The organism is Flavobacterium sp. CLA17 (genome assembly GCF_013112255.2).
Taxonomy (GTDB): domain Bacteria; phylum Bacteroidota; class Bacteroidia; order Flavobacteriales; family Flavobacteriaceae; genus Flavobacterium; species Flavobacterium circumlabens.
The window spans coordinates 2,365,767-2,375,451 of sequence record NZ_CP068294.1 but is presented as its reverse complement, the minus strand read 5'-3'; the positions used below and the strand labels follow the sequence as shown (position 1 = coordinate 2,375,451).

Genomic DNA, 9,685 nt, shown 5'->3' with positions numbered 1-9,685 from the left:
TTCAGCTTATTAAAATTCTTTTTGTATGACAACTATGGGGTCACCATATGGCTCTTTGGCAGCCATATGCACTATATATTTTTCCGAAAATGGAATTTCTTTTACATACCAGTTTCCATGATGGGCAACGGTTGCCAGATCACCGTTAATTTCGATGTCTTTCAACGGAATGTTTAATCCGTTTCCGATTGCTTTGACTACAGCTTCTTTTTTAGTCCAATGGCTGTAAAAGGTTTTGTAATCGTCCGGATCGTCATAGATTGCTTTCACCTCCGTTGGAGTCCAGCAATTATAAAAATCCATTTTGTTGATGGGTTTCACGACTTCTGCATCTATCCCGATAGTTCCGCTTGTGGCAATCGCACAGAGTACCAAAGTTCCGGAATGTGAAATATTAAAATCTATTATTCCCGGAATCGAAGGCCTTCCGTATTGATTGTACGTGAGCAAAGAAAGGTCGGTTTTTTGAACCCCACTGTCCTGCAGGGCCTGTATCAGTAATAACTTGCCCAGCAAAGAAGTGTGGGCGTCTTCCCAATTCTTGTAACGGCCAATTTTTTGCTGAATAAAAGGCGGCATTTGGTCCAGATACCTTTTAAAATCAAGGTCGTTTAACGGCTGGGTTATAATAGCATAATAAACTTGCATGATTTTTTTCCGGCAATGCAGAATGTATCAAAGAGTTTTCCCGGATACATTCCTGCCTTATTTAGGTTTAGTTATGGATTATCTAAAACGTTGTGCGATTACTTGCTCACTTTTGTAAGCTTAAACGATGGTCCGTCTCCTCCGGCAGAATTAACAATAAAAGGTAAATCTCTGTTGTTTAAAATCCAGTATTTTGAATCTCCTCCTTTTTCAGCGATGTAAATAGCGTCAATTTCTTTACCGTCTACTATAATTTCTTTTCCTTTTGGTATCTCTTTCAATTCGAAAGTTTTATCATCATACTTTGCTGTTTTTTTGCTTTTTATTTCATCCAGAAACTTTTTTGAAACACAAAAAATAGTCTGGTCTTTAGGCAGTATTCTAACTTCTGAAGGATTTAATGCCTGCCAGTTAAAGTATTTTCCTGACTTAAGTCCTTTTGGTGAAATCACCCATTCTCCGGAAATTTTCTTATCTCCGTTAATCATAGAATATTCCAAAACTATTTTTTTATCATTCAATTCTTTAATTTCCAATGGCAGTAACACTTCATTTCCCTTAGGATCTTTCGCGGAATAGGTTAAAACTAAATTCGGTTTAATGTTCAGATTTGTTTTCTTTTGTGCTGTTACGGAAGAAACAACAAATAACATTAGTAGTGCGATTGATACTGTTTTCATTTTTAAGTTCATGGTTTTAATTTTTAATAGTTATTTAATAAGTTTTTTGTATTGATATAGTATTTAAATAAAGCTGTAATTTCTTGTTTGTGTTGGAATATAAAAAAATGATTCCCTTCAAACTCCTTCACATCAATAGGATGTATGCTTTCTTCTCCCCAGGCTTTTGCGTCTTCCCAACTGACTTTGTCTTTGTTTCCTATAAAAACAGTAAGCCTCATTTTTAATGGATCTTTCTTTTCGTAGGTAAAGGTTTCAATGGTTTTAAAATCTGCCCTTAACGAAGGTTCAAAAAGTGCCATGAGTTCGTCGTTCCCTAAAATTTCTTCCGGACATCCGCCCATATCCCTGATTTTATTGACAAATTCGTCTTTAGGCAAATCATGGTAAAAAGGAGCTTCTCTCCTAATTTTCGGAGGCTTGCAACCGGAAACAAATAAATGAATCGGACGTTGGAAGTCATTTTCTTCAATTTTATGTGCCAGTAAATAAGTCAGGATTGCTCCCATACTATGCCCGAAAATCGCATAGGGCCTGGATACGTTTTGCTTTAACTGTTCGAACAAATCATCTACTATAAGATGAATATCTGTAAGCAGGGGTTCATGAAATCTTTTGCCTCTTCCGGGAAGTTCCAGCGTAATTAAATTGATATTTTTATCTAAAAATTCTTCCAGGGGATAGAAGGAATATTTGTTTCCTCCTGCAAAATGTAAACAAATTAGATCCATCATGTCAAATCACTTTTTCTTAGTTAATCAGGCGTTTTATATCAGCCGTAAAATCTGACACACTACTTTTATCGCTTACAATTTTTCCGAAATTAAACTTGATCACTCGGGTCGCCCTGTCAAAATATTCATCATCGTGCGTGATGGCGATAATTGTTTTTCCCTGCTCTTTAAGTTGTGGCAATATTTCTTCATAGAAATATTTTCTAAATCCGGGATCTTGTTCTGCTGCCCATTCATCTAAGATGATGATCTCTTTCTCTTCTAATAAAGCATAGATCATTGCCAGTCTTTTTTGTTGCCCTTTGGATAAATTTTTATCAAACACATTTCGTTCTTCATCGAGGTGAAGTACTTCCTGCATTTTCATCATGTCGATATGTGCTTTTAATTCGCCTGTGTTTTCTTTCAATTCAAATTCATCATAGTTTTCACTGAAGATGTAGTTCGTTGTAAAAACGGCTGCAATTTTATCGCTGTAATACATTAACTGACCTGAATCAATTTTTTGATCATTAAAGTATATGGAACCTTCGTAGGGTTTGTACAATCCGGTAAGCAGGTTTCCGAAAGTACTTTTACCGCTGCCGTTTCCACCGGTGATAAAAATGATTTCTCCTTTTTTGATCGTAAGATTTACGGGTTGCAGGTAAAACTTCTGATTTCGCTCTTCATCATTATAGAAGTACGTAACATTTTCCAGTCTGATTTCTTCAAATGGCTCTGCGTTCGCTAATTTGCTTGGAACGATTCTATCCTGAATAGGATCCAGCATTTGTTCGATCAGGTTTAAACGTTCCACTGAAATTTTAACCATGGTGTAGGTTGGAATTAGTGTAATTAAAACCGCCACAGGCCCGATAAGATATAGGATTGTTACCAGAAAAGCTGTTGTTTTTTCAGTGCTGATATTGAAATAAACCGGCAGTACAAACATGACTATTCCCAGAATAATGTACCAGCTGTAATAGCCCGTTAATTCATTATCCATATATTTTATGGAAGTATGTATCGAAATATCTTTTCCTTTTACCCTGTTTTTTACCAGAAATTTACTCAGGATATTATTGCTTCTTGTAATGCCCATTTTAAGTTCTTTGAAACCATGAAGCATATCGGCTAAATACTGATAATAAGAATTCTGCAAGTCTCTTTTTTCGTTTAAATCCTTTTCGATGGCATTGTTTCTTAGTAAGTAAAAGACCAGTAAAAGGACCATTGCCACCACCACCAAACCTGCTCCAACCGGAGAGATATAAAATAAATATCCGAAACAGCACAAGATTACGATCAGGGAATTAAACGCATTCATGAATACTTCAGGAATACTTCCCAATACTTTGGTATCATTAATGGCGGTGTATATTTTTTCGTTTCCTATTTCTTCAAAATCCTGGTAGGAAGCCATACGCAGTTTTTTTAGAATCATGATTTCAAAATCAAACAATAAGTTGTTCGTCAGCTTAATCATATAGGTTTGAAAGAAACGGGAACAGACCAACGAAGCCAGGATGATTGCTATAAAAAGGGCCCAGTCATATTTCGGAAAGAATGGAATCGGTTCTTTTATGATGGTATTATTGATAAAAATTAATAATCCCGCGTTAAGAATACTGTTGAAGATTCCTAATATGAGCATAAATCCCAAGGCCTTTTTTGATTTGCTTAATAGGGTTTTGATAAATTTCATTTAGTATTGGTTTTAAGAAGAAGAATTAATTTATTAAACATTCGGTACATCAAAAATGTCAAGAAACATATTGAAAGTCAATACGATAATCAGCAAGTCTAAATCGTAAGGGGGATTTAATATAAACCCGTCTCTACTGTACATTTTTTTAAGGCGTTCTATCGTATCCGGATCGAAATACCCTTGTCTTTTGATCCGATCGTAAGACAATAAATCATTGATCCATTCGCTGTTTGTTTTCAGTAAGTGCGGACTTCCCGGTGCTACGAATCCAAATTTTTCGCGATTAATGATCTGAGACGGTACATACTTTTGCGCTACTTTTTTAAGGATGTACTTTTCTTCCATATTCTTCACCATTAAAGAAGGAGGTACTGTTTTTACAAAGTTGATCAGGTCTACATCTAAAAAAGGATAACGGCCTTCTACATTGTTCGCCAGCGTCATACGGTCTCCGTGATCGGCTATTAAGTGTCCGCCCAGACGTAATTTGAAATCAACGTAGGAACGCTGATGAAAATGATGCCTGTTTTTAATACGTCCGTGATCGATAGCCGGTTCTTTCATGCAGTCAAAATCTTTATACGATTCGTTTAAAAGCGGGGAATAAATCGCTTGTTTGGTTTCGCGGAAAACATTTTCATTTTTTTCATAAATGAAATCCGGATTTCCCCAAAGTTGTTTTCGAATCTCATCTTCCCTTAAATGCTCTAAATCTTTGTAGCCGATATTTCCTTCACGCCTTCCGTCAAATTTGTAGCCTGCATAGCCGCCAAATAATTCATCTGCTCCCTCTCCGGAAAGGACTACTTTTATTTTTTCGCGTTTCGCTCTTTCAGATAAAGCAATCGAACAAATATTGTAAGTTTCTTTTAGCGGAGATTCAGAATAATAAATCACATCGCGAAGTTTGCTTTCAAAATCATTCCACTCAAATTCTATTTCATTGTGTTTTGATTTTATCTGCTCACTTAATAGCCGTTGAAAACGCTGCTCGTTGATGTCTTTGTTTTCTGTGTTAGAGAAACAAATAGAGAATGAGTTGAATTCTTTATCCTTATCCAAATGTCGCATCATGCCTCCAATCATCGAAGAATCCAGTCCGCCACTTAAATAAAAACCTACGGGAACATCTGCGTTTAAACGATAGTTTACCGACTTTAAGAGTAGGTCATTCAGGTTTTCTATGTAATATTCTTCCGATTTCTGACCGTAGTCATAATCTGAGGTTGGATAATCAAGATTCCAGTATTCTTTTATTTCCAGTTTATTGTTATGCAATATGGCATAATGTCCCGGCTCTAAACTTTTTACATCATCAAAAAAGGTGATGGGAGCAATATTGGCCGGAAATGTAAAAATCTGATCCAGTCCCTTGTAATCAATTCTTCTGGAAACGTCAGGATGTTCCAAAACTGCTTTTATCTCTGAACCATATACCAAAGCGTGATCCAGTTTGGCATAAAATAAGGGACAAATTCCGAAATGATCCCTGGCCATGAACAATATATCCTTCTTTTTATCGTAGAGACAAAAAGCAAACTGGCCGTTGATCATATTTAAGAAATCTACCCCGTACTCCATGTACAGATAAACCAGGACTTCGATGTCACAATTGGTATTAAAGTTGTATCCTTTGTCTTCCATTTTGTGACGTAACTCCTTGTAATTATAGATTTCTCCATTACAGGTTAATACGATCGATTTATCAGGACTAAAAAAGGGCTGCATTCCATGACTTAAATCAATAATACTTAGTCGTACAAATCCAAGTCCCACATGACCGTCTATATAACAAGACGAATCATCCGGTCCGCGATGCTGAATTTTATTGGTCATAGCCACAATGATATCCTCTCTGGCTACAGATTCTCTATCGAAATTATAAATTCCACTTATTCCACACATATTTTTATAAATTGGTACGTCTTGCTGTTATGACACTTCATACAATGCTGATAAGTGATTTACTTTTTTAATTGTATGTTCAGCAGACTTAGAAACGTTGTTTTAAACACTTTTAATTGGTTCTCTTTTTAAGAATCTGGTTAGGGTAAAAATTATACTCCTGAAACTGTCATGCTGCCAATTTCCCCGAAAACGCGAAAAGCAGCATCCAGTATTGCCGTAGAAGAATCTTTATCCTGCAGCGCTCTGCTGGTAGCCACTATTGGCCATTTTATTCTGAATACATTCAATCCGTTTTGAAGAAAACCGACCGGAATTTCTATCGAATGGGTTTGCCATTTACTGCCAACAGACAATTTTGTTACTTCGGTATCATTCACATATAAGGTTGCTGTATCATTGTTTTCACTGATGATTCCCGGTATTCTGAAGGATACGGATAACAACGCTTTTGTTTTGGCATCTGCTATGACAAAAAAATCAGATTTGCTGTCTCTTGCCTGTAAAAAAGCGGTTTTTTGCCCCTGATATTCATCGTAAGAAGTCGCGTGGTAATAATTTTGCAACAGATTGATACGTCTGTTTTTGATACTATGATCGTCTAAGCGAATTTTCAGTAAGTAATTCGTAATATCAATTCCGTTTGACTTTAACACGGTTGTCATGGCATCTACCAGTTCCAGTTCCATGTTTTTCATGTTTCTTGCAGGAACCAGCGCATGTACATATCGGTCCAGTTTTGTATTGTCTTCCAATATTTTCTCGAGTGATTTACACACATTATTGGCTGCTCCCCTGCTAATCATATCACAGTAATAGACCATTGTTTTGGCTATATCCTTCCATTTTGACAAAGATTCGGAACAGTGATACAACAAAATGTCATACGATTGTCCCCAGTGTGCATTGTGTATGGCCGCGAAAAAGTGTCCTAACGCCAATACTTCGTTTGACGGAATGATTGTTTTTACATCCTTATGTGTTTTTCTAAGATCATCAAATTCCTGAAGCACTTTTTTGTAAACAGCATCCATAGCTACCTGAATTCCCGTAACGCTAAAGTGACAATAATCTAAGAACAACTCTTTTCCCGGTACTTTACCGTCTAAGTGTGCTTTAAAAACCGCCGGTAAATCAATTACTTCAATTCCAAAGCTTGCTGCTTTGGACAGTATGGTCTGCTGAATTACTTTAAAGGTTCTCGGTTTACTATTGGTCCTGCAAAAAAGAGCGGTATCCCTTGCCATTTCCAAATAGTGTCTGGCTTCTTTGTACTGTTCGTTTTTGATGCAGCAATCTGCCAATAGCTCAAATCCGTAGGGATGACTCGGGTCAATTTCTATCATTTGCTGTGCTTGTATGCTACACGTTTCGGTATCACCTGAAGCCAGGCTTTCTTCTGCGCTTTCTTTGGCTTCAATCCAGCTTTTTAATTTTTCATACGGCAATTCAGAAACAACGCGCTCTCCCGGTGTACTTCTGCAATCTAACAGGTTAAATTCGGGAATTGCAAACAGTACCGGAACTCCGTTTTTCTTCGAAACGGTTCCTACATACGCTAAAAAGTCATCTACAATCGTACTGAAGTAATCTTCGATTAACGGTTTTGCTATGGCAATTCCGTCCTCACCCAGTGTTAATTCCTGTAAGGCCGTTTGCTTTTTCTGACTGTTGCCAATCGTGCTTAATAATTCTTCACGCCAATTGTTTCCGGCTAAAAAAACCACCATATCCGGCTCTAGCGCCATGCACTCGGTATATCTTTGTCTGATTCCTGCCATTCCCAGATTGGTCTCGGCTAAATCAATTATTTCGTATCCATACAGCTCTTTATTTGAATTTAAAAGCTGGTCTAATACAATTGCCGGCGTATATTCCGGGTCTAATAAAAATCCTCTGGTTACGGATTCTCCCAATAATACCACACGTTTTTTATCCGATTTTGGCGGAATGGTTTGTATGTCTGCGAAGAAACTCCAGGTTTCTTTGAACAGAATATCTCTTTGATAGTATTTTTTACCGTCTTTGATATCTGGTTTGTAGATTCCTATGTGTGATTTGAATGGATTTTCAGCAACAGTTTCTTCTTCGGATGTTTGTGGATTGGTATAACCCAGCTTTTCCATTAAATCTAAAAAAGTTTGTTGATTTTCTGGTGTAACAGGTAATAATGCTGCTAAGTCAATAGCAAGTTCTTTATGTAATTCTGAAGGTCTTGACATGATTTTTTCTCTTTTAAGGATTAAATGAATGTGTATACGTTTGGATTTAGCTCGAAACGTCCTCTTTCCGTAAAGTTGTTATTAATCATTTCAAGCATTGTAATTTCATTTCCTTCTTTACTGATAATGAAATCTTCCAGCACTAAACAATCGATATCAGTAGTTATAAAACAGACCAAAGCGTCTTCGGGTGTACAAACTATTGGTTCATCTTTGATATTAAAAGAGGTATTCAGCAAAATCGGACAATTGGTAAGTTTGTCAAATTCACGAAGTAATTGTGCAAATCTTGGATTATCAGTATCATTAACCGATTGAATCCTGGCCGAATTGTCTACGTGTGTAATGGCCGGCATGTCTATTGTCGATTTTACCTGACAGGTTTCCAGCATAAAAGGAGAGGCATGATCGATATCAAAATGTTCAAACATCTTTTCTTCCAGAACTGCCGGTGCAAAAGGCCTGAAACCTTCTCTCTTTTTTACCATGGCGTTGATGCGGTCTCTCATATCCAGCACTCTTGGATCTCCTAAAATAGAACGTGCTCCCAAGGATCTTGGTCCAAATTCCATTCTTCCGTTGAACCAGCCAATTACTTTTCCTTCTGCCAGTTTCTGCGCTACTCTTTCAAGTGTATCTCCGTCTTCCCTGCAGTCTTCATAGTTTAAGGAGGTAGCACTTAACAGGTTTTCAACGTCTTTTCCTGTATAGGAAGGTCCTAAATACACATTGGTAAGCGGTTCGATTTTATCCTCCGGATATAATTCTGTGTAAGCCAGTGCGGCCGCTCCCAATGAACAACCGGAATCCCCTGAAGCCGGTTGTACGTACATCCTTTTGAAAGGGGAATTTTTCAATATTTTACCATTGGCGACACAGTTTAAAGCCACTCCGCCAGCCATGCATAAATTTTCTTCTCCTGTTTTTTCATACAGGTAGTTGGCCATTTTTATCAGTGTTTCTTCCAGGAAAGTCTGTAAACTTTTGGCAATATCCATATAATGCTGCCCCATTTCCGCATCTTTCTCTCGTACCGGTAATCCGAATAGTTTTGGCAATTCGTCAGAATACATGCGTTCTCCGCGCAAAAAGTCAAAATATTTTAAGTTCAGGGTATATTTTCCGTCTTCCTCCAGCGTCAGCAACTGATGCATTTGCTCCAGGTACTTGTTTTCTCCGTAAGGTGCCAGTCCCATTACTTTGTATTCTCCACCATTTACTTCGAATCCTAAATAACTGGTGATGGTGCTGTAAAGCAGTCCAATTGAATCCGGGAATGTCACTTCTCCAAATAGTTCTACTTTGTTATTTTTTCCAATTCCATAAGTGGTGGTAGCCCATTCTCCTACTCCATCTACCGTTAAAATAGCCGCTGAATCAAAACCTGAGAAATAAAAAGTACTTGCAGCATGCGACTGGTGATGTTCGTAGAATTTAATTGGACCATCATATCCTAATTCTTTACGAATCTGCCTGATGACATGTTGGGGATCTATATCGTAAATGGGATCCGTAGAAACCTGATTGCTTATACTCCACAATTGGCGTTCCGACTTTTTAACCGGATCTTCATAATACGCGATACAATCAATATCGGAAATACTTATTCCCGCCTGATCTAAGCAATACATAAAAGCATTTACGGGTAAATCCGGATCATTTTTTTTTCTTGAAAATCGCTCTTCTTCTACCGCAGCGATTAATTTTCCGTTTTGAATTATGCAACACGCTGAATCATGGTAAAAAGCAGAGATGCCAATAATGTTTCTATTCATTAGATTGAGTTTTAATGTTAGTTGATTATTA

At 37.3% G+C, this 9,685-nt stretch carries 7 protein-coding genes; all 7 read right to left on the bottom strand.

From position 1 onward, the window contains the following. Positions 1 to 9: 9 nt before the first annotated feature. The 7 genes from HAV12_RS09950 to HAV12_RS09920 all read right to left on the bottom strand — a co-directional run bounded on the left by HAV12_RS09950 (position 10) and on the right by HAV12_RS09920 (position 9,654). Positions 10 to 648 carry a 4'-phosphopantetheinyl transferase superfamily protein gene (locus HAV12_RS09950; RefSeq protein ID WP_171569501.1) on the bottom strand — a complete coding sequence of 213 codons (639 nt, stop codon included), beginning with the start codon at positions 646 to 648 and terminating at the stop codon, positions 10 to 12. Between the two features lie 98 nt (positions 649 to 746). Further along, positions 747 to 1,328 (bottom strand): hypothetical protein, encoded by a 582-nt coding sequence (locus HAV12_RS09945; protein WP_205423362.1) that lies wholly within the window; start codon positions 1,326 to 1,328, stop codon positions 747 to 749. Positions 1,329 to 1,351: 23 nt separating this feature from the next. Beyond that, positions 1,352 to 2,062, bottom strand: a complete 711-nt coding sequence (locus HAV12_RS09940; protein ID WP_132037150.1) for a thioesterase II family protein — start codon at positions 2,060 to 2,062, stop codon at positions 1,352 to 1,354. 16 nt (positions 2,063 to 2,078) lie between these two features. Further along, a complete protein-coding gene (locus tag HAV12_RS09935; protein ID WP_132037149.1) occupies positions 2,079 to 3,749 on the bottom strand; it encodes a cyclic peptide export ABC transporter in 1,671 nt (556 codons plus the stop codon). 33 nt (positions 3,750 to 3,782) lie between these two features. Next, positions 3,783 to 5,657 (bottom strand): asparagine synthase (glutamine-hydrolyzing), encoded by a 1,875-nt coding sequence (asnB, locus tag HAV12_RS09930; protein ID WP_171569499.1) that lies wholly within the window; start codon positions 5,655 to 5,657, stop codon positions 3,783 to 3,785. A 152-nt stretch (positions 5,658 to 5,809) separates the two neighbouring features. Beyond that, a complete protein-coding gene (locus tag HAV12_RS09925) occupies positions 5,810 to 7,879 on the bottom strand; it encodes a hypothetical protein (protein ID WP_171569498.1) in 2,070 nt (689 codons plus the stop codon). A gap of 20 nt (positions 7,880 to 7,899) precedes the next feature. Then, positions 7,900 to 9,654: a carbamoyltransferase gene (locus HAV12_RS09920; protein ID WP_171569497.1), complete on the bottom strand. Its 1,755-nt coding sequence runs from the start codon at positions 9,652 to 9,654 to the stop codon at positions 7,900 to 7,902. Positions 9,655 to 9,685 lie beyond the last annotated feature (31 nt).

Bases quoted from the DNA above. Each gene is read 5' to 3' on its own strand.
- HAV12_RS09950 (WP_171569501.1), bottom strand. From the start codon at position 648: ATGCAAGTTTATTATGCTATTATAACCCAGCCGTTAAACGACCTTGAT.
- HAV12_RS09945 (WP_205423362.1), bottom strand. From the start codon at position 1,328: ATGAAAACAGTATCAATCGCACTACTAATGTTATTTGTTGTTTCTTCC.
- HAV12_RS09940 (WP_132037150.1), bottom strand. From the start codon at position 2,062: ATGATGGATCTAATTTGTTTACATTTTGCAGGAGGAAACAAATATTCC.
- HAV12_RS09935 (WP_132037149.1), bottom strand. From the start codon at position 3,749: ATGAAATTTATCAAAACCCTATTAAGCAAATCAAAAAAGGCCTTGGGA.
- asnB (WP_171569499.1), bottom strand. From the start codon at position 5,657: ATGTGTGGAATAAGTGGAATTTATAATTTCGATAGAGAATCTGTAGCC.
- HAV12_RS09925 (WP_171569498.1), bottom strand. From the start codon at position 7,879: ATGTCAAGACCTTCAGAATTACATAAAGAACTTGCTATTGACTTAGCA.
- HAV12_RS09920 (WP_171569497.1), bottom strand. From the start codon at position 9,654: ATGAATAGAAACATTATTGGCATCTCTGCTTTTTACCATGATTCAGCG.